The 25646-nt window shown below is 45.5% G+C and carries 23 protein-coding genes and 1 other annotated feature; of the genes, 3 read left to right on the top strand and 20 right to left on the bottom strand.

The annotated features are described in order from the left end of the window. Window positions 1-261: 261 nt before the first annotated feature. Complete coding sequence (locus KAI37_RS10050) at window positions 262-447, bottom strand: hypothetical protein (protein WP_226887697.1); 186 nt, start codon at window positions 445-447, stop codon at window positions 262-264. 50 nt (window positions 448-497) lie between these two features. Between KAI37_RS10050 and KAI37_RS10045 the strand changes: the two genes are divergently transcribed. Together KAI37_RS10045 and KAI37_RS10040 are read left to right on the top strand one after the other, a co-directional pair. Then, window positions 498-2255, top strand: coding sequence for an ABC transporter ATP-binding protein (locus tag KAI37_RS10045; protein WP_025719077.1), 1758 nt, complete (start codon window positions 498-500; stop codon window positions 2253-2255). Further along, on the top strand, window positions 2255-4339 hold the full coding sequence (locus tag KAI37_RS10040) for an ABC transporter ATP-binding protein (RefSeq protein WP_076292676.1): 2085 nt from the start codon (window positions 2255-2257) through the stop codon (window positions 4337-4339). Before KAI37_RS10045 ends, KAI37_RS10040 begins: the two co-directional genes overlap by 1 nt. Before the next feature lie 125 nt (window positions 4340-4464). On the opposite strand, the gene KAI37_RS10035 is transcribed toward KAI37_RS10040, so the two are convergent. The 3 genes from KAI37_RS10035 to KAI37_RS10025 all read right to left on the bottom strand — a co-directional run bounded on the left by KAI37_RS10035 (window position 4465) and on the right by KAI37_RS10025 (window position 8148). Next, window positions 4465-5433, bottom strand: coding sequence for an S-layer homology domain-containing protein (locus KAI37_RS10035; RefSeq protein ID WP_220031158.1), 969 nt, complete (start codon window positions 5431-5433; stop codon window positions 4465-4467). A gap of 264 nt (window positions 5434-5697) precedes the next feature. Continuing rightward, a complete protein-coding gene (argS, locus tag KAI37_RS10030) occupies window positions 5698-7422 on the bottom strand; it encodes an arginine--tRNA ligase (protein ID WP_220031157.1) in 1725 nt (574 codons plus the stop codon). Window positions 7423-7481: 59 nt separating this feature from the next. Beyond that, window positions 7482-7741: a binding site (T-box leader), on the bottom strand. A 77-nt stretch (window positions 7742-7818) separates the two neighbouring features. After that, window positions 7819-8148, bottom strand: a complete 330-nt coding sequence (locus KAI37_RS10025; protein WP_023988251.1) for a four-helix bundle copper-binding protein — start codon at window positions 8146-8148, stop codon at window positions 7819-7821. 262 nt (window positions 8149-8410) lie between these two features. Here KAI37_RS10025 and KAI37_RS10020 point away from each other — a divergent pair, with 262 nt between their 5' ends. Next, the gene (locus KAI37_RS10020) at window positions 8411-8926 is read left to right on the top strand and encodes a MogA/MoaB family molybdenum cofactor biosynthesis protein (protein ID WP_220031156.1); all 516 of its coding nucleotides are present in this window, start codon (window positions 8411-8413) and stop codon (window positions 8924-8926) included. A gap of 65 nt (window positions 8927-8991) precedes the next feature. Here the strand turns inward: KAI37_RS10020 and KAI37_RS10015 are convergent, their stop codons facing one another. The 16 genes from KAI37_RS10015 to pgsA form a co-directional block, all read right to left on the bottom strand. Beyond that, the gene (locus tag KAI37_RS10015) at window positions 8992-10455 is read right to left on the bottom strand and encodes a nicotinate phosphoribosyltransferase (protein ID WP_023988249.1); all 1464 of its coding nucleotides are present in this window, start codon (window positions 10453-10455) and stop codon (window positions 8992-8994) included. A 119-nt stretch (window positions 10456-10574) separates the two neighbouring features. Beyond that, window positions 10575-11141, bottom strand: a complete 567-nt coding sequence (locus tag KAI37_RS10010) for a cysteine hydrolase family protein (protein WP_220031155.1) — start codon at window positions 11139-11141, stop codon at window positions 10575-10577. A gap of 67 nt (window positions 11142-11208) precedes the next feature. Then, a complete protein-coding gene (locus KAI37_RS10005) occupies window positions 11209-11997 on the bottom strand; it encodes an NUDIX domain-containing protein (RefSeq protein WP_023988247.1) in 789 nt (262 codons plus the stop codon). A gap of 65 nt (window positions 11998-12062) precedes the next feature. After that, window positions 12063-12485, bottom strand: a complete 423-nt coding sequence (locus KAI37_RS10000; protein WP_071640561.1) for a PaaI family thioesterase — start codon at window positions 12483-12485, stop codon at window positions 12063-12065. Between the two features lie 122 nt (window positions 12486-12607). After that, the gene (locus KAI37_RS09995; RefSeq protein WP_023988245.1) at window positions 12608-13060 is read right to left on the bottom strand and encodes a YlbF/YmcA family competence regulator; all 453 of its coding nucleotides are present in this window, start codon (window positions 13058-13060) and stop codon (window positions 12608-12610) included. An 82-nt stretch (window positions 13061-13142) separates the two neighbouring features. Then, window positions 13143-14696: a tRNA (N6-isopentenyl adenosine(37)-C2)-methylthiotransferase MiaB gene (miaB, locus tag KAI37_RS09990; RefSeq protein WP_220031154.1), complete on the bottom strand. Its 1554-nt coding sequence runs from the start codon at window positions 14694-14696 to the stop codon at window positions 13143-13145. Between the two features lie 298 nt (window positions 14697-14994). Continuing rightward, on the bottom strand, window positions 14995-15567 hold the full coding sequence (gene pduL / locus KAI37_RS09985) for a phosphate propanoyltransferase (RefSeq protein ID WP_013309962.1): 573 nt from the start codon (window positions 15565-15567) through the stop codon (window positions 14995-14997). A 142-nt stretch (window positions 15568-15709) separates the two neighbouring features. Next, window positions 15710-16798 (bottom strand): low temperature requirement protein A, encoded by a 1089-nt coding sequence (locus KAI37_RS09980; RefSeq protein WP_220031153.1) that lies wholly within the window; start codon window positions 16796-16798, stop codon window positions 15710-15712. Between the two features lie 188 nt (window positions 16799-16986). Beyond that, the gene (locus KAI37_RS09975; protein WP_220031152.1) at window positions 16987-18054 is read right to left on the bottom strand and encodes a dipeptidase; all 1068 of its coding nucleotides are present in this window, start codon (window positions 18052-18054) and stop codon (window positions 16987-16989) included. A gap of 122 nt (window positions 18055-18176) precedes the next feature. After that, a complete protein-coding gene (locus tag KAI37_RS09970; protein WP_007430104.1) occupies window positions 18177-18437 on the bottom strand; it encodes a stage V sporulation protein S in 261 nt (86 codons plus the stop codon). A 128-nt stretch (window positions 18438-18565) separates the two neighbouring features. Beyond that, the gene (locus KAI37_RS09965) at window positions 18566-19360 is read right to left on the bottom strand and encodes a TIGR00282 family metallophosphoesterase (protein WP_013309959.1); all 795 of its coding nucleotides are present in this window, start codon (window positions 19358-19360) and stop codon (window positions 18566-18568) included. 76 nt (window positions 19361-19436) lie between these two features. Further along, on the bottom strand, window positions 19437-20981 hold the full coding sequence (gene rny / locus KAI37_RS09960) for a ribonuclease Y (protein WP_013309958.1): 1545 nt from the start codon (window positions 20979-20981) through the stop codon (window positions 19437-19439). 373 nt (window positions 20982-21354) lie between these two features. Further along, window positions 21355-22104, bottom strand: coding sequence for a regulatory protein RecX (locus KAI37_RS09955; RefSeq protein ID WP_220031151.1), 750 nt, complete (start codon window positions 22102-22104; stop codon window positions 21355-21357). A 195-nt stretch (window positions 22105-22299) separates the two neighbouring features. Continuing rightward, complete coding sequence (gene recA, locus KAI37_RS09950; protein WP_023988239.1) at window positions 22300-23361, bottom strand: recombinase RecA; 1062 nt, start codon at window positions 23359-23361, stop codon at window positions 22300-22302. 241 nt (window positions 23362-23602) lie between these two features. Further along, entirely contained in the window at window positions 23603-24871 is a 1269-nt protein-coding gene (locus KAI37_RS09945; RefSeq protein ID WP_220031150.1) for a competence/damage-inducible protein A, read from the bottom strand. Between the two features lie 95 nt (window positions 24872-24966). After that, window positions 24967-25554 (bottom strand): CDP-diacylglycerol--glycerol-3-phosphate 3-phosphatidyltransferase, encoded by a 588-nt coding sequence (gene pgsA, locus KAI37_RS09940; RefSeq protein ID WP_220031149.1) that lies wholly within the window; start codon window positions 25552-25554, stop codon window positions 24967-24969. Window positions 25555-25646 lie beyond the last annotated feature (92 nt).

Raw genomic sequence — 25646 nt, 5'->3', positions numbered from 1 at the left:
AGCTTCTTGGACAAGTCATATACATTTTTTTGAAAAAGGTTTGACAATTCGCAAAAAAGGGTGTTAAGATTCAACCATACGAGATCCATTTTGAAATTTATTACCAATTCGAACGATTACTCATGTTAGAATGAACCCATTTTGAGGAAGAAAGGAGTGTTACCGGTGCTAAAATTTCCTATTGCATTTTACCCACATCTACAAACACAACAACTTCATACCGGAGCATCTCCCCTGTCGCATCCTTCAGAATTGGGCCATTCACGTTGTATGGTTTAATACGAGTGGCTGCCTGCGTTTGAGCAGTTTTTCAGTGGTGAGTGTGCTGAAAATACCTGCGCGCCATATGATATTGAGATTTAAGGCATATCGTCTGCGGACGGTATGCCTTTTTTGCGCCTGTTGCCGGATCATATTTGTGGTAGCAAGCCGCTGTTGTTTCTTCAAAATGGTACACAACTCTCGAAAGAACTTGTCATGAAAGGATGGGATTCCTCTTGTTTTCGGTACTTAAAAATTTAAGCTGGTTTTTTAAAAGAGAACGAAGCCGATACTCCATTGGATTGTTTTTGCTGATAGCCGTTGGTGTGCTGGAGCTTGCTCCACCTCGGCTGCTAGGTAGTGCCATTGATGAGATTGTGCGCGGTTCGATTTCCTGGTCCTCACTTTGGCGTTATATTTTGTACATCATAGGCATTCTAGCCGTCATCTACTACATTACGTACATATGGATGCACAAGCTGTTTGGTGGTGCCAATCTGGTGGAGCGCTTACTGCGCACACGCTTTATGAATCATCTACTGCGGATGACCCCTCCATTTTTTGAACGTAATCGCACTGGTGATCTGATGGCTCGTGCTACGAACGACCTTCGCTCCGTAGCAAGTACGGCGGGCTTCGGCATGCTGACACTGACAGACTCTACGGTCTATCTGAGCGTTGTATTAGTTGCCATGGGTACCCTAATCAGTTGGAAGTTGACACTGGCAGCTATCCTGCCCCTACCTTTTATTGCACTGGCTATGAGCATTTACGGTAAAGCCGTTCACGAGCGTTACACACTGGCACAAGATGCATTTGGTGATATGAACGATCAGGTGTTGGAATCCGTGGCAGGTATCCGAGTCATTCGCGCCTATGTACAAGAGCGAATGGACGAAAAGCGTTTTGCTGATATTACCGACGATGTATTTCGTAAAAATCTGGCTGTCGCTCGGATGGATGCTCTCTTTGAACCAACGATTCGTTTATGTGTAGGACTTAGCTATGTCATAGGTCTCGGTTATGGTATTTATCTGGTATTTCATAACGATATCACGCTAGGCGAATTGGTCTCCTTTAATATGTACCTAGGAATGATGATTTGGCCGATGTTTGCCATTGGAGAGCTAATTAACATTATGCAGCGCGGTAGCGCTTCCCTGGACCGGGTCAATGAAACTCTCGATGTCCAACCAGACGTTCAGGATGCAGCTCAACCAGTTCCAGTGGACCGCCTCGAATCCATCAGGATGAAAGACGTTACCTTCCGTTACCCTACCTCTACTATTGACAATCTGTCACATGTGAGTCTGGAGCTCAAACGCGGAGAAACGCTAGGCGTCGTCGGTAGAACAGGCAGCGGGAAATCCACTCTGCTCAAACAGCTACTGCATGAATATCCGACGGGTAGCGGTGATATTTTAATCTCCGGCATACGTTTGGAGGACATTGAAGTAGAACAACTACACAGTTGGATCGGCTACGTGCCGCAAGAGCAAATTTTGTTTTCCAAATCGGTGCGCGAGAACATTCAGTTCGGGAAACCTCGTGCAGATGATGACGACATTATGGAAGCTATCCGTACTGCTGCCTTCGACCAGGATTTAGGTACCCTGTCTGATGGGCTGGATACACTGGTCGGAGAAAAAGGTATCGCCCTGTCCGGCGGCCAGAAGCAGCGTGTTTCGCTGGCGCGCGCCTTTATCGGTGATCCGGATATTCTATTGCTCGACGATGCACTATCTGCAGTAGATGCCCGGACGGAAGCAAGAATTATTGACAATATCCGACGTAAGCGCTCGGGTAAAACAACCTTGATCTCCACCCACCGCCTCTCCGCTGTAGAACATGCAGACCGGATCGTCGTGCTGGAGCAAGGACGCATTATTGAGGAAGGAACCCACAGCGAGCTGCTTCAGGCTGACGGATGGTACCGACAACAGTATGAACGGCAACAAGTGGAATCTGATCTGACCTCAGGGGAGGTATCCTAATGAAACCTAATATCGGCAAAAGGCTATTCCAGTACGCGCTGACGAGCAAAGCAGGCTTTATTGCCGCTCTCATCGCTCTGGCTATCGGAGTAGCCGCCGAGCTGGCTGGTCCCTTCATCGCCAAAACGATGATCGACGACCATATGCTCGCTATTGAAAAACCATTTTATGAAACAACTAGTGTGGACGGAACTGTAAGCTATGCTGGAACCCACTTTAAGCGTGAAGATCGCTTTGAGTCCGGGGAGACCAAAGGTCGCGAAGCGAGGATTTTACAAGTTGGGAAATCTTTCGTATTTGTCGATGGCTCGGTTCAAGTGGCTGACGGTAACCGCTCCTTTACGAACGGAACGCTGACTGTGACACGCGGCCCCGACACCTTTCGCTATGAAGCTAAGGCTCTGACAGCTGATGAACTGTATAGCTTTTACAAACCGGAAATGCCCGGTATCTTTCAGCTGATTGGCTGGTATTGCTTCTTCCTAGTTATTTCCATTTTTGCTGAATTCGGCAAAACATACTGGCTGCAATCCTCGGCGAACAAGGTCATTCAAAAGCTTCGGCTTGATCTCTACGCGCACATCCAGCGGCTGCCGGTTTACTTTTTTGATAACTTGCCCGCAGGCAAAGTCGTATCCCGTGTTACGAATGACACTGAGGCAGTGAAAGATTTGTTTGTGGCTGTGCTCTCCAATTTCACTTCAGGGATTGTGACGATGGCAGGAGTATATGTTGCACTCTTTTTGCTGGACTTCAGACTGGGTCTTATCTCTCTGTTTATTGTACCATTACTGATCTTGTGGATTGTATTGTACCGCAAGGTCGCCACCCGCTATAATACGATCATTCGGTCCAGACTCAGTGAAATTAATGCGATTATCAATGAATCGATTCAAGGGATGTCCATTATTCGCGTGTTCCGGCACCAGAAACAAACGCAGCAAGAGTTTGAAGAACTGAATGACGACTATATGAAGCATCAGAATAAAATGCTGAATTTGAACGCCTTCACTTCGCACAATTTAGTCAACGTGTTGAGAAATCTCGCCTTTGCCGTCGTGTTGTGGTATTTCGGATCTGAGGCCCTCGGAACTACAGGTAATGCTGTTTCACTAGGCGTATTGTATGCCTTCGTCGATGTACTGGGTCGACTGTTCCAACCTATGACGGGTATGGTCAACCAACTCGCCGTACTGGATACTTCCATCGTATCCTCAGGACGCGTATTTGAGTTGATGGACGAAACTGGAGAGCCAGTGACGGACGGTACGATGCCGCGCTACAAAGGCCAGGTAGAGTTTAACGACGTTTCCTTTGCCTACAAAAAGGATGATGTACTTAAACATATTTCCTTTACAGCACAGCCCGGGCAAACAGTTGCCCTTGTCGGACATACCGGATCAGGCAAAAGTTCGATTATCAACCTGCTATTCCGGTTCTATGATCCGCAAAAAGGAACGATCACCATTGACGGAACGTCTGTCAAAGACATCCCTAAGCAATGGCTTCGCCATCATATGGGTATTGTTCTTCAAGATCCATATTTGTTTACAGGTACGGTAGCCTCTAATGTCAGTCTCGAAGACAGCCGAATCACGAGAGAACAGGTGAATAAAGCACTGCATGACGTTGGAGCCGACAAATTGCTGGCCCATTTGCCGCAAGGATTCGATGAGCCTGTTATTGAAAAAGGCAGCACCTTATCAGCCGGGCAACGCCAGCTTATTTCCTTCGCTCGTGCACTAGCCTTTGATCCCGCAATTTTAATTCTGGATGAAGCTACTGCCAATATTGACACCGAAACGGAAGCGCTCATCCAATCCGCTCTTGAGGTACTCAAGAAGGGACGTACGACCTTTATCATTGCTCACCGTTTGTCCACCATTCGCAGTGCGGACCAAATTTTGGTGCTGCATCGAGGTGAAATTGTTGAACGGGGTAGCCATGACGAACTTATGGCCCAAGGTGGTCGTTACTTCCAAATGTATCAGCTCCAGTCGGGAACAGTTGCAACAGATTCGGTTTCATCCTCTGCTACGCCTCCTGCGCAAGATGACCTGCTTGCAGGCAAAGTCAGCATTTAAAGCTTGAATAGCGCTATTGCTTAGGGCTAACGATTAACATTTGGTATGAAAAAAACCAGCGAGTCTCCCCTACAAATTGGAGACTCGCTGGTTTTATTTATATCTATAACATGTGGCTCGTGATTTTATTTAGCTACAGACGTGCCTGTTCCTGTGGGCAGAAGCACTGTTCCATCTACTGCTTTAAGCGTAACCTTATACTTGCTGTCTACCAATGTACTTGTGTGGGTATCCGTAATGACCTGAATATTCATTTCCCCTGGCTTTGGACTAGTCAGCTTGTAGTAAATTACTGCGTTCGTATCATCTACGTAGTCGATGTGATCCACTTCAATGCCGTAACCTGGATTAGGTGCCTGGAGACGGGTGATTGTCACGTTGTTCTGCTGGTCATTTGCCTTCTCTATGCTCATACTAATGTTATTTTGTTGAACCGGATCTACAGGCTCAGCCGGATTTTCAGGAGTAGCTTCAACCGTTTTGTGACTTTGTACAAATTCGGATGCGTTATAGACCATTTCTGCTGCCTCCATCCGCGTTACTTTACGATCCGGGTTAAAGTTGCTCTGTTCGTCCAATTTTGCAATTTTGGTCAATAACAGGAATTGAACGGCTGCATTTGATTCCTGGTCTAGTTTTTTGCCATCCGCTACATTAATTAACATACGGACAGTTGGATATTCACCCGTTGCACTCACTGCTTTATACAGAATATTCGCAAATTGTTCTCTTGTCATACGGGTGCTTGGATCAATATCTGGTGACAAAGGGATTTGGTGTTGGGCTGCAATCCGATAGGACTGGGCATACCATGCAGAAGCCGGAATGTTTGCAAAGGAACCCGTTGTGAAATCAGGCATTACCTGAAGATCCATTGCACGAACAACCAAGTGTACTCCTTGTGCATATGTGAGCGTTTGATCCGGTGCAAATTTATCCTTGGTTATTCCTTGAATAATTCCTTTGTCCTGAAGTGAGTTTACGATCTTCTCCTGTTCAGCTCCATTTATATCACGGAAAGCAGAAGCCGACGTAGCTACTGCCAATGAGCAGATGACAAGCAGGGCAGCTGTCACGCTTTTGTTCTTTTTCATGAGATACACCTCCATGTTTACTTTGCTTCTACACTTACCGACGCAATAAAAGCATCAAATGTTTCAAATATGCACAAATTGGTTGCAAAACAGTGGAATACCTGCGATTAGTGTAACCCGTCTAACTCTTTTCTGCTCACAATCTTTATACATACCCAAAAGTGCCTGTAACCGATTAATTTTTTACAGTATTCCTTTGGAAGAGCCAGGTCTGGGTAGCAGTCATCCCGCCAGCAAAAACTCGCTCCCCTTTGTTCGCTTTGCTTACATCCGATTCGGTGCTTTCAGACCAAGAACTTGCAGCGCGCATGCCAGAATATCGGCAGTTTGTTCCGCCAACTGGATACGCCACTGTCCACCATCGACAATCCTTTCCTTGGCGTAAAAACGGTTAAACGCCTGGGCCGTATCCAATGCAAATCTCGCAATAACCGAAGGCTCCAGTTGGCGAACCGCACGTATCAGTTGTCCGTGATAGCGACCCAACTGCTTAAGCAGCGCCCAACCTGCGTCACCCAACATTCCATCCGATACGTCATACAAATCACGAGAATGGCTATCTTGGACAAGGTCGTTGTCGCTAGGATTAGTATTAACATCGGCGCGAGCGTGAGCTTTCTCCAGAAGGCTGCGGATGCGCGCATGAGTATACTGTACATAAGGCCCGGTCTCGCCTTCAAAGGTCAGCGCCTCCTCCAACAAAAAATCCACTTCATTCAGCCGGTTGTTTTTTAAATCACCAAAAATAATCGCCCCAATGCCAACGTCCTCAGCTACTGCCTGTTGTTCCTGCAAATCGGGGTTCTTCTGAGTAATGATGGCTTGAGCACGCGCTATGGCTTCATCCAGCACCTCCTCCAGTTTGACAACTTTTCCGCGTCTTGTGGACATTTTCTTACCCGCAAACCGCATTAATCCAAACGGCACATGCTCACATTGCTCCGCCCAAGCCTCCCCTGCATGCTTCAGCACCGCAAACACCTGCTGGAAATGCAACTTCTGTTCTCCACCAACGACGTACAGCAACCGATCAGCCTTCATCACTTCATGACGATAAATCGCTGTTGCCAGATCACGTGTCGGATAAATGGTGGTCCCATCCTTTTTTAGAATAAGACACGGAGGCAGTTCCTCATCTTCCAGACGAACCACGAGCGCACCATCACTTTCCTCCAGCAATCCTTTTGCTCTTAATTGAGCAACAACTGCCTGCATCTTATCATTGTAAAAACTTTCTCCCAGCACATGGTCAAATGTAATGTTCAGACGCTGGTACATACGATCAAATTCACCCAGACTGACTTCAACAAAAAACTCCCATAGTTGTTGAGCCTCAGCATCCCCATGCTCCAAACGTCGGAACCACTCGCGGCCTTCATCCTCCAAAGTCGGATCATGCTCGGCCTCCTGATGAAAACGAACATATAGCTTCAGCGATTCACCAATCGGATCATGTTGTAGCTGCTCCTCATTTCCCCATCTTTTATAGGCCGCAATTTGCTTGCCAAACTGTGTTCCCCAATCCCCAAGATGATTCACACTAATTGGAATATATCCGGTTTCACCAAGAATGCGATACAAGGCAGCACCAATAACAGTAGAGCGAAGATGACCGATACCAAACGGTTTGGCAATATTGGGCGAGGACATATCAATAACTACCCGCTGTCCGTGCCCGATATTGGGCCTGAGGAAATCAGCCTTGCTCAATTCAGTAAGCATAAGCGGAATATGAACAGATCGATCCAATGTTATATTTACATAGGCACCCGATGCTGTAGCAGTTAAACCTTCTTCATGATTCACTAGCTCCGCCAATTCCAGTGCAATGTGCTGTGGAGACTTTCGAAACTTTTTAGCCAGCACAAAACAGGGAAACGCCACATCTCCCCATTCAGGCTGCGGAGGCACCTCAAATAATGATAAAATTTCTTTCTCCTCCAAGCCCGTATGGGCCAATATCGCTTGAGCAGCAATCCTCATCAACATGATCTCTCTCCTTCTTTTTATAAGATCTAACAAAAAAAGCCCCCGCCTCTTGAAATAAATCAAGAGACGAGAACTTTAATATCCCCGCGGTACCACTCTTCGTAAATCGGTTGTGTAGCTACAGCTAACTTACACAAAATCGCGATTTCACTCCAATGACTAATAACGGTGTCTGCCGGGCTGATCTACTAGAAGCTCTGCTCGTTGGATCAACCGTCTCCCGGGTGCGCTTCACATCGGACCTCATACCGGCTTACACCTCTTCCGGCTCGCTGTAATGATACGGCTCCGCTGCTACTCTCCCGTTCCATGACGTTAATTCCAATCATTATACAAACCTATTCAGTAGAAAGCAACCTTTTATTTCCTCTTCACGCACTAGTTCCATATATGTAATTACACTGCCACCAATTGGCGGCATGCCTGAACGCAACGACGACAGGCTTCTGCACAATGTTTGCAATGATCATGGGAATGCTTGCTGCATTCAGCAGCACATACCTCACAGGCCTTGGCGCACAGCTCACAGATTTGCTCGGCAAAATCCGTTCCGCGCTGCAGCATTTGAGCAGCAAATCCGCATATTTCTGCACATTCCCTACTCACTCGAATACATTCACGCAGCATAGCTAAATCATATTCCTTCAAACTCGCTACGTAACATACATTGCAAGCGTTCATACATTCCAGGCAAGCATCCACGCATTGTTGGTATGAATGATTCATATTACATTACCTCCCAGTTGTTGACCCTGCTGTACTATTACCCGCTGACCCTTGAGATTAATCATTTGATGTGCGCGCTTTCAATAAAATAAAAACAAAATAATCCCGACTTATGTAAGGAAGTGTACTATATTCCAGTGTGCAAGTGCAAGGATATTAATCACATGGATTTTTAGCCCCTGTTTCTGACTTGCATACGCTCAGTCATTGCTCTATTGTAAAAAGTGTATGTCTAACCACCGATCAAGGAGTGAGCATTTCAATGAATATGTCTTCTGTAGAGGAGCACCGACAGGAATCCCCGCAACAGGTTAATTGCATGGTCGTAACTGTCTCGGACACACGCACTGTGGAAACAGATACTGGGGGACGACTGCTCATGGATCTACTAGAAACCAATGGATATAAGGTTGTTCGATATGTCATCGTCAAGGATGACTACGAAGGTATTCAGCAATTAGTATCCGAAGCAGTGGCACAGAATGACATCGAAGCTGTACTTTTGACAGGCGGCACTGGTATTTCTACACGTGATACTACATATGAAGCCGTCTCCTCTCTACTGGATAAGGAGCTACCTGGTTTTGGGGAAATCTTCCGTTATTTAAGCTTTGCTGAGGACATTGGTTCAGCAGCTATCTTAAGCCGGGCTGTAGCTGGCACTGTGGGCCAGACAGCTGTATTTTCTATGCCTGGCTCACGCGGAGCCGTTCGTTTGGCAATGGAACGCATTATTGTCCCTGAGCTACGACATGTGATGAGAGAAATTTATAAATAAGCTCCTATTTCCTACATGCTGCGACACAAAAAGGCACCCCATACATTATGAGGTGCCTCTTCCAACTATTCTTTTTCTTCAACTTCGGGCTGCATATAGCTGTCGATCAGCTTTTGCTTCAGCTCCCATACCTTCTCGCTCAGATTTACACGATAAATTTCAGGGTTCAGCTTCCGCAAATATTCTGGCCAAAACAGTTTCAACTGTGAAGTATGGTAGGCACGAATTTCATCCAGTTCAGGAAGCTCATATACCTTCTGTCCATTTATAAAAATAGGCTCAAGCATTGGTACAGCTTCATAATTTTCTACATACTTCTTCATATACGGATGCAAAGGGTTAAACAGCTTCAGGCGCTTACCATTACGCGGACGCTCTTCATCCGGGAAAGAAATATAATCGGCTACAGCTCTCCCTTTCTTCTTATCCACAATGCGATATACATCCTTCTTGCCTGGTGTGGATACTTTTTCTGGATTACCCGAGATCTTAATCGTCGGCAACATTTCGCCATCCACTTCACGCTCAACCAGCTTGTACACCCCGCCAAGCGAAGGTTGATCTGAAGCCGTAATAAGCTGTGTTCCTACACCCCATACATCAATACGTGCCCCTTGTGCTTTCAGGTTAAAAATCGTATTTTCATCCAAATCATTGGAAGCTACAATTTGTACGTAATCTAAGCCTTCAGCATCGAGCATTTCCCGCGCCTGAATGGATAGATAAGCCAAGTCACCGCTATCCAGACGGATTGCATTCATACGCTTGCCCTGACTCTCCAGCATTTTTGCTGTCCGAATCGCATGAGGAACACCGCTTTCCAGCGTGTCAAAGGTGTCTACCAACAGTGTAACCTGGTCTGGTAAAACCTTCGCATACACGTCAAACGCCTCCTGCTCCGTCATAAAGGTCTGCACCCATGAATGGGCATGTGTCCCCTTCGTCGGGATTCCAAAGTGCTCGCCTGCCAGCATATTAGAAGTCGCGTCAAAACCTGCAACATAAGCTGCCCGTGCTCCCCAAATCGCTGCGTCAGCTTCCTGCGCACGCCGTGTTCCAAATTCGAGCAGTGTATCGTCACTTGCCACCTGCTTGATGCGCGATGCCTTTGTCGCAATGAGTGTCTGATAGTTCATAAAATTCAGCAATGCCGTCTCAACAAGCTGCGTTTCCATAATCGTTCCTTCGACACGTACCAGAGGCTCGTTTGGAAAAACAAGTGCCCCTTCTTTCATCGAATGGACCGTTCCACCAAACTTAAACTGGCGAAGCGCCTCCATGAACATGGGATCGTACTTCTCCTCCTGTTCAGACAGGTAGCGAATGTCCTCTTCTGTAAACCGCAAATTTGCAATGTAATTCACAATGCGTTCCAGACCAGCGAACACGGCGTATCCATTACCGAAAGGGAGCTTACGAAAATACGCCTCGAACACAGCTTTACGCTGGTGACTTCCGTTCACCCAATGGGCGTACATCATATTAATCTGATATTTATCTGTATGTAATGCGAGGCTCGTTGACTGCATCGTAATCATCCTCTCTGACTGTCCCCAGGTTTGTGGCGGCGACCGCCTCATCTGCCCAGATTCAGCAATATACGGCTCCATTTTGTTATCGGACATTGGTGCACAATCGTTAAGTTATTTTACTTCTTCTGGCGTAAAACCGTATCCTCAGCCGACCGTACCGCAGCTCCAAGACTTCCCTCAAAATGACCCAAAGCCCAATCATGTCCAGCTTGATTAAAGTTCGCCACAGCGTCCTTGTATACAGTAATAGCAAAACCTTTGTTATAAGCATCTACAGCCGTATGCAGCACACATATATCTGTACACACACCAATCAGATGGACTTCCAGAACACCACGTTCACGCAGCCTGAGCTCCAGATCTGTGCCTGCAAAAGCACTGTACCGTGTTTTATCCAACCAGTAGATAAGATCACTTTGTTGTTCATAGAGGCTACGAAGCTTTCCATACAAATGTCGTCCGTTGGTTCCACGTATATTATGTGGAGGAAAGAGTTTGCTCTCCGGATGATAAAGGTCGTTCTCCTCATGCAAATCCACAGCCATGACAACAAAGTCCCCTTGATCCACATATGCCTGCGTAATTGCTGCGATCCGTTCATCCAACTCAATCGCAGGTTGTCCTACAGGCAAACTACCGTCCACAAAATCTTTCGTGTAATCAATAACAATTAGTGCCTGCATCGTACGGTCAGCTCCTTATCCTCAAAGTGAAATTGTACGTTCTATGCGTAACCTATTACATTAGACGTTACGTGTAGATAGATAAACGCGGTACTCTGTCACTAAAACGGTACAACTGTGCCGGTCTTTGTGAATACTGGTTGGAACTGAGCGGTTTGCCGTTCTCATCACGCACCTCTTCCAGTATTCCCTGCCTGCTACGAGTCGATGTTATTTTGCGAATAAAGTTTGGCTCTTCGAAATCCGGTACGACACTCTGAATCACCTGATATAATTCACCCAGTGTAAAATGTAGCGGTAAAAACTGCTTGGCTATTGTCGTCTGAAGCATCTGCAACTGAATTTTGCGATAAGCATCTACTATGATATCCCGGTGATCGAATGCCAGCTCCAATTCCTCCAACGCTTCGCGGATCGTGAATAGCCCGACCTCGGAAGCATCATCGGCCGCCTGACGCTGTTCCAACATCCATTCTTCTACCAGCGCAAAAAACGCATGCGATATGATCCACCCGCGCGGATCACGTCCCGGTCCACTATATACACCCAAATACTCCAGATGCCCGCCGTCCACACCCGTTTCCTCTAACAGCTCCCGCTTGGCAGCTCCATACATGGATTCATCTTCCTGACAAAACCCTCCAGGCAACGCCCAGCGTCCTGCAAAAGGCCAACTGCGGCGCTTGATGAGCATGACTTTCAGCTCCCGAATCGGCAATGTCTTTGTTACCGTCTTGCGCTCCCGCTTCGTTAAGGTAAACATAACGATATCCGCCGGAGCTCCATCCGGGGTACGGTATTTCTTAATGTTGTATGACGCCTTTTGCGCCTCTTCGTTTATACGATTGCTATCCATTGGCATCACCATATTATATCGTTTTGATAAATTCATTATGACATAATAAAAATTTTTGTCAAGTGTCAGGCCTTGCCTGAATCACTTGCTTGTGTACGTAATACTCGGAAGGTTGCTGTAGATGTAGAACCAAGTGTGCCTTCACTATCTCTTACTTCCGCCTCAGTGGTTATCGTTCGACCTCCCTGATGGAGAATTCGCGCCCTAACCTCCAGTCGTCCTTGCCTCATGGCTGACAAGAAATGAACATTCAGGTTCGTCGTTACACATGGATCCATATTTCGTGAAGCCATACTGACCATCCCCATCGCCTGATCCATCAATGAAGTAAGTACACCCCCATGGACAATACCCATCACATTGGTATGCTCTTGTTTGGCCTCCAAAGCGATCTGTACCTCGTTTGCATCAGCTGCAACCAGTTCACACCCTAAATACTCCCAAAAAGTATTATTCTCTCCCTCTAGCATCTTACCCAACTTATCCATTCCCTTGCTTCCATCCCTTCTATGTTGTCCCATTTCTCTTGATGTCCTATAACCATATACGACGGCAAAATGCTTTCGAAAAAAAGGCGTGGAAGCTACGCCTCCACACCATAGATTTCATTCTAATCACTGCAATTTGACGAGGAAGTGCTTTTTCCCTCTTCTACGTTTACCTTCTCAGCAACGGTATCACGGATCGCCATAATCACCATTTGCAGTAACTCATTAATTTCCACCTGACTCTGCTGAAACTCCGTTACAATTGGAATACCGTCAAGCTCTTCCTGTAGCTCCTGAAGTTCGGCCTCTATTTTGGCAATCATTTTTTGATTCTTCAAGGATTCAAATGCTACAATTTCCTTTTGCTTCTTTTTCATCGTTGCAATCAGTTGCTGGATGCGCCCATGATCCTGAATCTTTTCTTCTGCTTTTCGGAATACCTGTACTTCCTCACTGCTACCCAAAATACCTGCCAATTCTTTGGCTTTTGCCAATATCATTTCGCGATTGACCAAATGATCATGCTGGCGCGCCGCCGATTGAAGTTCTGTTTGTTGCAACCGCTCCTCTGTCATTGTCCATCGCTCCTTTTCTCACTTAGACGGCCTTGCACACAGCCCTTTACTCAGACCGCATGCAACCCGCTAGAATATTCTTTTATCCGTTAACTGCTACAGCCGTTTCAACCAGATCACCTTTGATGTAAAAGGTCATAGGTTCCGTAATTTTCACTTGAACAAAGGAACCAATCAGGTCCTTAGAACCCTCAAAATGTACAAGCTTATTGGAACGGGTCCGACCGGCAAGCACTTTGCTGTCATTTTTGCTCTCGCCTTCCACCAGCACTTCAACCACTTCGCCACGCAATCGACTATTAAAGCGAAGGCTGTTTTGGTTCACAGCAATGTTCAGACGCCGGAGACGCTCTTTTTTGACCGACATAGGCACATTATCTTCCATCGAAGCAGCTGGTGTACCTTCACGTGGTGAATAAATAAATGTGTAGGCAAAGTCATAGCCGACCTCGCGCACCAGGGATAGAGTATCTTCAAACTGCTCGTCTGTTTCGCCCGGGAAACCTACGATGATATCTGTTGTCAGAGAAGCATGCGGAACAGCTGCTTTAATCTTCGCGGCCAGTTCCAGAACACGCTCACGGGTATATTTTCGGTTCATTTTCTTCAATATATCCGTATTACCGGATTGAACAGGCAGATGGATATGCTCCACCAAATTGCCACCCTTACCAAGCACTTCAACCAAATGGTCATCAAAATCACGTGGATGTGATGTCGTAAAACGTACACGCGGGATATTGATTTTGCGCATATCATCCATCAGATCCCCGAATCTGTAATTCAAATCTTTCAAATCCTTGCCATAAGCGTTAACATTCTGCCCCAGTAAGGTGATTTCTTTAAAGCCTTGACGTGCCAAATCCCGTACTTCAGCAATAACATCCTCTGGACGACGGCTTCTTTCCTTACCACGTGTAAAAGGAACAATGCAATAGGTGCAAAATTTATCACAACCGTACATAATGTTCACCCAAGCCCGCATACCCTCGCGCTTCTTCGGCAAGTTTTCGATAATGTCGCCTTCCTTAGACCACACTTCGACCACCATTTCTTTGCTAAAGAGTGCTTCCTTGACGAGCTGAGGCAGACGATGAATATTATGGGTACCAAAAATCATATCGACAAAACCGTGTTTTTGCATAATCCGGTTAACGACATTCTCTTCTTGTGACATGCAGCCACACACGCCGAGCAGCAGTCCTGGCTTTTCTGTTTTGAGATGCTTGAGGTGACCCAGCTCCCCAAACACTTTATCCTCCGCATTTTCACGGATAGCACAAGTGTTCAGTAAAATGATGTCTGCTTCCTTCCGATCCTCGGTTGCCTGGTAGCCCATTTGCTCCAGCAAGCCTTTTATGGTTTCGGAATCATGCTCGTTCATTTGGCAACCGAATGTGTATACGACATAATGCTTTCCCTTACCGATATGCTTTAGCTCATCCGGGACTGCGTTATCATATAATACCTGTACATCCTCTTTACCGCGTTGCTTTTCTTTTCTATGGTTCGGCTCCGCCATAATGTTGATTTCACGTCCGCGAATACGGATCTTTTTGCTATGCTCATCTTCAGAAATAATCTTCGCATCCGAGAAATCAAAATATTTGGAGTAATCTTTTGTTTTCTTTTCCATTCCTTAGTCACTCCTTACACCATCTATTTCACGAGCTAATTTGTGATTTTACTGTATCTTTGGGCATGGGTAAATTTATTTTAAGTTCTAAAAACCTTTAAAAAAGGCATTACACTAAATTATAGCATGATTTATAGGCCATCGCCATAGATCAGCCGCAGAACCATTGAGTGCAATTTGAACTCATGTTCTTTTTGTACATAAGTGAAGTATTTGTGAACTATAGAGTATGTAAAAAGCCCGATTCTTTTGCAAGAATCGGACTCTTCAAGCCTTCCGGCATTTAAATACGTGTATATTAGTCTACGATTTCAGCGTTGTCACCGTTTTTCACACCGGCTCCGTTCGCTTCATCTGTATCAATGTGCATATCCAAAGCAAAAGAATCGGACACACGTGCAAGAACATTTTCAAATACAAGGCCACGTTCGCCGCCGACACGTACTTTCAGCAACTGCTTGTCCTTAATGTCCCATTTAGCTGCATCAGATGTATGGAAATGAATATGGCGGGCTGCTACAATCACGCCTTCTTGCAGTTCCACTTCACCAGCTGGTCCTTTTACCGTGATTCCTGGTGTACCATCAATGCTACCAGATTCGCGTACAGGTGCTTTTACACCAATAGCAAAGGAATCAGTGCGAGAGATTTCCAATTGGGATGCAGGACGAGCAGGTCCCAAAATGCGAACCTTATCAAATTGGCCCTTAGAACCAATTACAGCTACCGTTTCATTTGCGGCAAATTGTCCTGGTTGGGACAAAGGTTTAAATTCAGTTAATTGATAGCCTGCTCCGAACAAAATTTCAATATGCTCTTGAGTCAGGTGAATATGACGGGCTGAAACGCCGACAGGTACGATTTTACTCATCGTGTGGTCACTCCTTTTTCTCTATACAATACTTTACACATCCATGCTATTATACTCCTATTTTGCCAAGAAAGAAAAGGAGAGCGTATAAAGTTCCCTTTTTCGCCCCAATCAGCGTTAAATATCGTCCATAGAAATCGGATCAAACCGTCGTTTTAGCGAACAAGAGAAAGAAAAGCATGATTTCAGCTACGATGAGATGAGGGGGAACGACAATAAATATATTAAGGATAAACAGGACACAGAGTATTCCAGTTAAGAAAAAAATGACTCTGAGACGAGGTTTAAGATGACTTAATCGGTACTGATGAAATACCAGCAAAACCGACAAAAAGTAAATAAAAACAGAAGCAAAGGTAAAGCAAAGCACAAAGATATAGTCTACTTGTCCCAAAAACAAGAGCTGTATTGAAGCAGCTAGCATGCTAAGGGAAAGATAAATAAACAAATGTCCATAAATAATAGTCTGTCCTGCTGATTGTTTTGATTTATCTACGCGCTTCTCCATATTCTCAAAGTATTGCCACCAGATTGCGATGACTAACACAAAAGCCAAAGCAGCAAATACAACGGAAGAAACTGTAAAATGATCGGATTGTAAAACAGAAAGCATACTTATCACAGATTCGCCAAGCAAAATTAAGGTGAACTGTGCAAAGCGTTCTAAAAGATGCTCCGTATGGATAGGTGTGATCACCAACTTTTTACGGCCAATCAAAGGAACGAGGATATCAATAGCTATACCGGTATATAAAATCAAATATCGAATCCAAGAATCAAAGAAGAGGGAGAAACTAGAGATGACTATTCCAATCCAAAAATAAATTCCGAAAAAACGAGCTGTTTCCTGTTTATGAGCCGTTTCTTTGGGTGCCGAAAGTAAATATTGAACGACAGTCAAACCTCTTAACCCAATATAGCCAACAAAAAAAGATACATAATACGCATCAAAATCTATATTCAGGCTGGCGGTCATGATCAACACGAAAAACAATTGCAGGATCATAAAAATTCGATGTGTTATACTGTCTTGCCCAAAACGATTGTTGTAGACCGTTTGCCCCACCCAAGCCCACCATATTGGGATAAAAATCATAATAAACTTTTCCATATGTTCCCATGAGATACTACCATGCTCAACATGTAGCAAAACATGAGTGGCCTTGGAGACAGCAGCTACGAACAACAAGTCATAAAAGAGCTCAAGCCAGGTAACCTTTTTTATCAACATTATGTAATGGAGCCCCCTCTGATATGGCGGTGCAGCATGGTGACCCGTCAGTCTCGCTCCAACGTCTGCCGTATTTCTGCAAATGTTATTTTAGCACCATGCAATTCTAAGATGCTCCAATTATTTCGTAATCCTTCTCGCTTTGTCAAGAGTGTTCGCAGCTAAAAATCCCCTCTATAAATAGCTATTTAAGAAGAAATTTTGGAAGGCAGATTCGTTTGCAAGTATTCCAGCGCATGTCCTCCCAGCCATCCCTTGACCAGCTCCTCAGGGTAATGCTTCAGCAGCAGTTCTGCAAAAATCGGATATTTCCCCGAGTGCTCCAGCCCTTGCACATGGTGCTCGATACCATCAAAATCAGAGCCAAACATCAAATGCCTTTCGCCGCCTAATGAACAAATATGCTCAATGTGTGGTAGCAGATCCTCAGCAGTTACCATGCCCTGCTCTTTGAGAAACATTGTGACGAAGGTCAAACCAATCCGTCCGTTACGAGCGATCAGTGCACGAATCTGTTCATCCCGTAGATTTCGAGGATGAGCACATCTCGCAAAGGCATTCGAATGCGAGGCGATGGGTGGTAGAGCTGCCTCCTCTAGCACCTCCCAGAAGCCCTGTACGGACAAATGCGATACATCTAGCAGCAGTCCCAGATCATTACAGCGATTGACCAAATCGCGCCCCTTGCTAGTCAGCCCGCCACCTCTATGTTCCATAATGCCGTCAGCTGCCCAGTTCGCATAATTCCACGTCAGCCCAATCAATCGTATTCCCATAGCATAGCACAATTCTGCATAAAATGGCTTCCCTTCCAGCGCATCTACCCCCTCCAGTGAGAGCAAAGCCCAAGGTGCCCATGTATGATCCGTCCCACTACCACCCACATACGTTATCTTTTCCATGCGCTTCTCTTTTCCTGCCTGCTTTACTTGCTCCTTCTGATGCACTGCGGACGTATTTTTACACATTACCAAGTCTTCCTTCCACAGCAATGGTCTCAACCCACCGGAGATAGAGGTAACATGCTGCCTGAACAACTCAATTTGACGAATCACATGCTCAAATCTTGGCGTGCCCAATACCTGAGAAATATATATAGCAAATGTTTGCAACCGCACGTTACCTTCTAGCAAACGTTCTTTTGTCACATCAAGCGATGGATGACTGAAATCGATCTGCGCATCGAGCTGCATTTTACATAACACATCACAATGAAAGTCAACAACTGGCCAATTCACTTTTAGCTTATCATTCATGCACCTTACCTCCATCTATAGATTGAAGCACCACAAATTTATTTTAAAAATCATAGTAACAGACTCACAAAGCAAAAAAGCCCGTTTACAAATCGTAAACAGGCTCAGGCAACTTACATTTATTATCTTGGCTCTACAATCAATTTGATCGCAGTCCGATCTTCTCCATCAATAACAATGTCTGTAAAAGCAGGAATACAAATCAAATCCACTCCGCTTGGTGCGACAAATCCCCGGGCAATGGCTACCGCTTTAATGGCTTGGTTTAGTGCACCCGCTCCAATCGCCTGTAATTCTGCATTTCCGCGTTCACGCAGTACTCCTGCGAGTGCGCCTGCAACTGAATTGGGATTGGATTTTGCTGATACTTTTAATACATCCATAGTAAGTACCTCCCCTGGGAATGATGATGGTTTGATTCCACTATTAGATGTTATTCGAGGGTCAGCAAAAAATTCCTGCTTTTTGGTGACAGTTTTCCTTATTCTTTCCTTAAGTGCTCACAAAAAGGTTAATCCATCCGCCATTCATCTTCTTTGAGTCTGATTTTCTGAATTTTGCGGGCTTTTCCATCATTATCATTCAGCTCTACGCTGATGGCATGAAAATGCCATTTGCCCATGTCCACTTGAAAACGTACCGGAAGCTGGGTCTGGAATTTCTGTAACACAGCCTCTTTCTGCATCCCAAGCACTCCCTCATAAGGACCTACCATTCCCGCATCTGTCTGATACGCAGTTCCTTGTGGCAAAATCGTATCATCATTGCTCTGTACATGTGTGTGCGTACCTACCACGATTGAAGCACGTCCATCCAAATGCCAACCCATAGCGATTTTTTCCGAGGTTGCTTCGGCGTGGAAATCAACTAGGATATGTTTATGTTTTTTGCGCAGCTCATCGACAATTTCATCTGCTGCACGAAATGGATCGTCAATAGCTGGCAAAAAGGTTCTACCTTGCAGATTAACAATAGCCAGCTCCTTACCTCCACCCTTTACAACGGTGTAACCCCGGCCCGGTGTTCCTGGTGGAAAGTTAGCCGGGCGGATGATCCGCGGCTCATCATCTATAAAATCAAATATTTCCTTATTGTCCCAAGTATGATTTCCCATCGTAATCCCATGAACGCCCCAATCAAAAAACTCTCTGGCGATGGCTGGGGTAATTCCTCTTCCCGATGCCGCATTTTCTCCGTTCACAATAATAACATGCGGGTTGTATTTTGATTTTAGCGAAGGGAGATTCTCCCTCAGTGCCTTTCTGCCTACACTGCCGACGATGTCTCCAATAAATAATACGTTGATAGAAAGCCCTCCCTAGTCTGCCTTACATAATGAAAAGTGGCCCTACAAGCAGCGGCCACTTTTCATTGAAATGCTTTTATTTTGCGTATTCTACCGCACGGGTCTCGCGTATGACGGTAACCTTGATATGTCCCGGATAGTCCAGTTCATTCTCAATCGTTTTCGTAATATCGCGGGCCAGTCGGAATGCTTCCGCATCATCAATTTTCTCTGGCTGTACCATGACACGAACTTCGCGTCCGGCTTGAATCGCGTATGATTTTTCAACGCCTTCAAATGATTCGGAGATGCGTTCCAGCTTCTCAAGACGACGGATGTACGTCTCTAGCGTTTCACGCCGCGCTCCGGGTCTTGCTGCTGACAGGGCATCTGCCGCCCCAACCAGCATGGCGATCACTGAAGTCGCTTCGCAGTCGCCGTGATGTGAAGCAATGCTGTTGATGACGACCGGGTGTTCCTTGTACTTCTTCGCCAGCTCCACGCCAATTTCAACGTGCGATCCTTCCACTTCATGATCCAGCGCCTTCCCGATGTCATGCAGCAATCCTGCCCGTCTTGCCAGTACAACGTCTTCGCCCAGTTCCCCGGCCATTAGACCTGTCAAGTATGCAACTTCCATCGAGTGCTTCAATACGTTCTGTCCGTAACTCGTACGGAACTTGAGACGTCCCAAGATCTTGATCAAATCCGGATGCAAGCTATGCACGCCCACCTCAAAGGTGGCCTGTTCACCATACTCACGGATTCGTTCGTCCACCTCTTTACGGGATTTTTCCACCATCTCTTCAATACGAGCCGGATGTATCCGTCCGTCCGCTACGAGCTTTTCAAGCGCAGTACGCGCAATCTCTCTACGAATCGGATCAAATCCGGACAAAATAACAGCTTCCGGCGTATCATCAATAATGAGGTCAATTCCTGTAAGGGTTTCAAGTGCACGGATATTACGGCCTTCGCGCCCGATGATCCGGCCTTTCATTTCTTCGTTCGGCAATGTGACAACAGAAACCGTCGTTTCTGCTACATGATCTGCCGCACAGCGTTGGATGGCCAGTGTGATGATTTCACGAGACTTTTTGTCCGCTTCTTCTTTGGCCTGCTGTTCAATTTCTTTAATCATCTGAGCTGTTTCATGACGAACTTCCTGCTCTACGTTGGTCAGAATAATACTTCTTGCATCCTCCATCGTCAGATTGGAAATACGTTCCAACTCAGTTACTTGACTCTTGTAAATCAAATCAATTTGCTGCTGGGTTTCATCGATTCGTTTCTCTTTGTTGGCCACTTGTTCTTCTTTGCGTTCCAGCGATTCCAATTTTTTATCCAGCGATTCTTCTTTTTGCAGCAATCTTCGTTCCTGTCGTTGAATTTCATTGCGACGTTCACGAGTTTCTTTTTCAGCTTCGGCACGAATGCGGTGGATTTCATCTTTCGCTTCCAATACCGTTTCCTTCTTCAGCGCTTCTGCCTCTTTTTTCGCGTTCTCCACGATTTGCGCGGCAGCTTCTTCCGCACTGGAGATCTTAGCTTCTGCAATAGATTTGCGAATAAAATAACCAATCCCGAACCCAAAGAATAACGCGGCTACAGCAACGAGAACGAACCAGATCGCAGTCATCATACTGTTCACCTCCCCGTTGGTTCCTCCAAGGCATTCCTTGGGACTTTTTGCAATTGTCACATTTACTTTGATCGTCAAACTAAGACAACGACACAAGGTCGTTTCATTTCATATGCACATGCTTTCACATGTACAATTCCGCCTGGCATAGCGGCATCACTTGTTATTTGGCGATGAGAACTCACCGTGGATTCCGCTTTTTTGGAAGGAAAAAGGGCGTTCCACAAGTATCGTTTCATATATATTTTATTATTTGACAAATGGCATTGTCAAGGGAATGCAAACATTAGTAGACTACCGTGCAGCTTTCCATGTAATAACTAGCTCATCCTATCCGTTCATACTAGCCAAAGGTTTAGCAGCCGTTTGGCAACTATTCCTCCCACTGCAACAATTCCTCGTCATCTGAAGCAGCGTCATGCTCGGCCGCAGTGAGATGATTGACTACCCGGCGTGTCATATCCCCCGAATATCCGCGTCTCATGAGAAAAGGGTAGGTTTTCCTTTTTTTCTCCATTATATCACCACGTACCTGATTCCATTTCTTACGTCCGACCGTCAAAGCGCTCTCCCACTCCTCATTATCGGTAATCTCACCTAACGCTTCGCCAATAGAGGCTTTAGAGATGCCCTTCTGACGAAGTTCTTGCCTAACCCACATCTTCCCCTTACGTTGGCTTGTTATGCGCTGCCTTGCCCATTGACGGGCGTATAAATCATCATCTACGAGTTGTTCCCTATACAGTCGGACCATTACTTCGTCAATAACAGACTGATCCAGTTCTTTTTGCGCCAAACGCTGGGCAATTTCCTGACATGTGCGAGGCTTTCGCCCCAAATAGCGAAGCGCAAGTACATAAGCCTGTTGCTTTTCATCTGCCAGAACGATATCTTCCAGTTCTTTTTTAACGAATGACGTTCCTTTGAACATATTGTACTTGATCATTACATCTTCTAATACAGACAGTGAATAAGGACCAAAATGTATGATATACCTTCCACGTTTGCGTCCCTGTCCCTGCTCTACCCTAGTAATCATCAATTCCTCATGATCCGGAAAAAGAGAAATCCCTTGTTGCTTATTTGCTTCCGAAGTGTATTCATCTTCATCGTCCAACTGCAATATACTTCCCTCACTTTGAAATTCACGAAAGCAGCCTTTGAACACCTGCTACGCAAAAGTTAGATTCCACTGACAAAGCAGACTCTAGTTGATGCAAAAATGCCCTGCACAACTGTGCAGGGCATCAGAATCATGCTATTCAAACGGACGTGCCATAACCCTGGCCCCAGTTCACAAACCAGGATTCACCGAGCTTTATTCAAGCTCCAACAATTCCTGTTCTTCCTTCGCTTGCTGTGCCAACTCTTCTTCTGTAGGCGGAGCAACCGTCGTAATCAAATTGCTGGCCACCCGAATTTTTTGTTCGATCGTACTAGCAATATTCGGATTTTCCTTCAAAAATTGCTTAGCATTCTCACGTCCCTGACCAAGGCGCTCACCTTCGTAGGAATACCAGGCTCCGCTCTTGTCGACAATGTCATGCTCCGTACCGATGTCGATCAAGCTACCTTCTTTGGAAATGCCCTCACCGTACATAATATCCACCTCAGCCTGACGGAAAGGAGGGGCAACTTTGTTCTTCACGACTTTAATACGTGTGCGGTTACCCACAATGTCGTTACCCATTTTCAAACTTTCAATACGACGAACATCCAAACGTACCGTAGAGTAAAACTTCAAGGCACGTCCACCTGGTGTTGTTTCAGGGTTACCGAACATAACACCTACTTTTTCACGTAGCTGGTTAATAAAAATAGCAATGGTTTTCGACTTATTAATGGCTCCAGAAAGCTTACGCAATGCCTGAGACATCAAACGTGCTTGAAGACCAACGTGGGAATCTCCCATTTCGCCTTCAATCTCTGCCTTGGGCACAAGTGCCGCTACGGAGTCAACAACTACAATGTCTACTGCTCCACTACGTACAAGAGCTTCGGCAATCTCAAGCGCCTGCTCTCCTGTATCTGGTTGCGATAGTAACAACTCATCAATATTGACACCCAGCTTGCTTGCATACGACGGATCAAGCGCATGCTCGGCGTCGATAAAGGCGGCTTGTCCGCCTGTTTTTTGCACCTCTGCGATAGCGTGAAGAGCTACTGTCGTTTTACCGGATGATTCCGGTCCGTATATTTCAATAACCCGGCCTCTTGGAAAGCCGCCCGTTCCTAACGCAATATCCAAAGCAATCGAACCACTGGGGATCGTTTCCACTTGCATGTGGGTAGACTCACCCAACTTCATAATGGAACCTTTACCAAATTGCTTTTCTATTTGACGGAGCGCCATATCCAGCGCAGCACGACGATCTGACAATAAACTCACATCCTTCATTGTTTGTACTTTAATAATACCTTGTTTTGACACGCTTGCCAAGCATTTTTTCGAACATACATTCGTTTTTTTGTTCACACAGCTCTCTTCTACAATTACACCTGTCTCTTAAAACAAAAAAAGAACCGCTGGCAAAAGGCTTTGCAACGGTTCTTCCGATAAGAAGATTATATCATGAATATCTATCTAAAACAACTCTACGACCCACACCGTACATAGATGTTTAAGAGAGTTTCTCGTTCTCTACCAGTCTGCGCCACAATCTGTACAGGATTGCTTTGACTGATCGCAGTCGGATTGTTTCACGGTTACCACTCAGTCTCAGTTCATGTACTTCCGTTTCCTTGTCGCGTTCAGCAATGCCAATATACACCAGACCGACTGGCTTCCGTTCGGAATACCCAGGCCCGGCAACACCAGTAACTGAAAGTCCAAAATCACTGTCCATGATCATTCTTGCCTGCTCTGCAAGCACAAGGGCTACTTCCTTACTCACTGCACCTGGCGCTTGATCCCCTTCCAAATAATCATAAGGCACGTTGAGTAATTTCATCTTCATTTCATTGGAATAGCACACGATGCCACCTTGAAACATAACAGCACTGCCAGGTATAGAAGTGATGTGTTCCATCAGCATTCCACCTGTACAGCTTTCTGCCGCACTCACAGTGAGTCCGCTTTTGGCCATTAGATCTACGATAACCTTCTCCAGCGTAACATCTTCGCTTGCATACATATATTCCGAAAGACGCTGCTGAATTTCTACTTCCGTAGCCGTCAGCTTAATTAATGCTTCACTTTCGCTGGCCGCCTTGGTGGATATACGGATCGTGACTTCCCCTTCCTTGGCATAAGGAGCAATCGTGGGGTCTGTCTGGGATTGGATCAGATCTAACAAATGGGTTTCAAGAGCTGACTCACCGATCCCTGCAAATTTTAACATTTTTGAATAAATTGGCATTTCTTCACCGCTCAATGCCTGCTGAAGCAACCAAGGTTTCGCTTGGTTTGCAAACATGGGTTTGAGTTCCTTAGGCGGTCCAGGCAAAACTACATAAAATTTACCGTCCTGTGCAATTGCGTCGCCCACAGCTAGCCCTGTCTCATTTTCAAGCGGAGTAGCGCCTTCAATAGAAAGCGCCTGCCGGCGGTTATTCTCGGTCATTTCTACCCCACGGTTACGGAAAAACTGATCTAGCTTATCCATTGCAAGACGATCTATGTGCAATTTTCGCCCCAATACAGACGCTATCGCATCTTTCGTCAAATCATCCTGAGTCGGTCCCAGACCGCCGGAAAACAAAATAATATCCGCACGCTTCTGAGCAATTCTTATTGCTTCCTGAAGCCGATCTATGTTATCGCCAACTACAGTCTGAAAATATACATCGATTCCGATTGTAGCCAACTCTTGTGACAAATATTGAGCATTTGTATTCACTATTTGACCGAGCAATAACTCTGTACCTACTGCAATTATTTCAGCTTTCATCAATTCTTCCTCCTGTACTGCAAATATTATGGGAATTATGTAAAGAAACAGCAATAAGTTTAGTCCCTATTGCTGTTTCCATAAAATTTATCCTGTTAAACTTTGGAGGAACTCAGCAAGTGGATATTTTTCACAAAATAATCAATACCCGAATAAATGGTGATCAACGCCGCTGCCCATATTGCTATTAAATCAAACGGGATACCAAGAAAAACAAACGGGAAATTATTAATGAGCAACGCTACAATAGCAACGATCTGGATGATCGTCTTCAATTTGCCCCAATTGCTTGCAGCAACCACAGAACCATCCAGTAAGGCAATCTGACGCAGACCCGTAACCGCAAACTCACGGCTAACAATCACAACAACAATCCATGAATCGATTTTTCCCATTTCTACCAAGGAAACCAAAATGGCGGTTACCAAAAGCTTATCAGCAAGGGGGTCCAACAGCTTGCCCAAATTGGTGACCATATTATTTTTACGTGCCAAATATCCGTCAAGACCATCCGTGCTGGCTGCTACAAGGAAAATGATAGCCGCAATCAGCTGATTATACGGCAGCTTGAAAGCTCCGATCTCAATCGGCGGCGGATAAAAATCAAAGTCCACCAGCAAAGCCAGCATCATCACCGGAATAAGGCAAATCCGCGTTATTGTAATTCTGTTGGGTAAATTCACAACACACTCTCCCCTGATTATCGTACTTGATTACAAATGGCAGTTTTCGGATTAAATTCAATCCTATGTAAATCGCTATCGACGAGCGCTAT

The organism is Paenibacillus sp. S25, from assembly GCF_019454085.1.
GTDB lineage: Bacteria > Bacillota > Bacilli > Paenibacillales > Paenibacillaceae > Paenibacillus > Paenibacillus polymyxa_B.
Note: the sequence above shows the minus strand (reverse complement) of the source record. Positions and strands in the feature narration are given on the sequence as shown.